Here is a 941-nt window from a genome sequence, read left to right as displayed (position 1 = left end):
CCCCCAAGGGGGTCGGTGACGCGAGCGGGTTGCGCAGCACCTGCTGCATCAGGGTGCCCGCCAGCCCGAGCGCCGCCCCGGCCAGCAGGGTGACAGCCAAGCGGGGCAGCCAGCTGAAATGCACCACTGCTTGGCTGACGTCATCCAGATTGGGGGTGAAGAGGCTCTGCCACCAGAGCGCACCAGGCATCTGGCGAGCCAGCTCCCAATACGCGAGCAAGAGGGTCAACCCCAGCAGGATCGAGACCGGCCGCAGCAGCGGCGATGTGAGCAGTCGCTTCATCGACCAGCCTCCATACGCTCGGCATCTTGCAACAATGCATCACTGAGCAGACCGGCGAAACGGCGGGCGGCAAGTACGCCGCCAAAACTCCAGACCGCAGGCAGATGCAGCACGGGAGCTTGGCGTACCAGCGGCAGATGCTGCCACAGACCAGGCTCCTGCAGCCGTTCGCTCACCCCTACCGGGATGGGATCGACCACCACCAGCCGCGCGGTTGGCAAGGTCATAAACTGCTCGATGCTGACCACCGAGAAACCCCAGTCATTGGTCTGCTCCTGCCAGCCATTACGCAGCCCAAGCCGCGTCATCACCGCATCGAACAGGCTGTGGCGACCAAACACCCGCACATGGCGCTCATCGATAAACTGCACCACCAGCAGGGGCGGCAGATCCGCAGGCAATCCGGCCTGCATACTGGCAAGATCCCGATCCAGCCCGGCCAGCAGCCGTTCGCCCTCGGCGGTTTTGCCCACCATACGGGCGAGGGTCAGGGTCACCTCGTGCAGTCTCTGCCACAGATCGGTTTGCCCATCATAGAGGGCGATGGTGCTCACCGGCGCGATGCGGGAAAGAGTTGGCGCCAGCGGGGCCGCCAGCGGCGAGATGAGGATGCGATCGGGTTTGAGCTCCGCCAGCAGCTCGCGGTTGGGCTGGGTGC

At 65.2% G+C, this 941-nt stretch carries 2 protein-coding genes; both read right to left on the bottom strand.

Features of this window, described 5'->3' with window-relative positions; genetic code table 11:
* Nucleotides 1-283 (bottom strand): iron chelate uptake ABC transporter family permease subunit (locus tag L972_RS20760; RefSeq protein WP_047437792.1); only part of this gene is annotated, 283 nt, incomplete at its 3' end.
* Nucleotides 280-941 (bottom strand): ABC transporter substrate-binding protein (locus tag L972_RS09385; RefSeq protein WP_047437790.1); only part of this gene is annotated, 662 nt, incomplete at its 5' end. The genes L972_RS09385 and L972_RS20760, both read right to left, overlap by 4 nt.

This window comes from Aeromonas sp. ZOR0001, from assembly GCF_000801015.1.
Classification (GTDB): domain Bacteria; phylum Pseudomonadota; class Gammaproteobacteria; order Enterobacterales; family Aeromonadaceae; genus Aeromonas; species Aeromonas veronii.
Note: the sequence above shows the minus strand (reverse complement) of the source record. Positions and strands in the feature narration are given on the sequence as shown.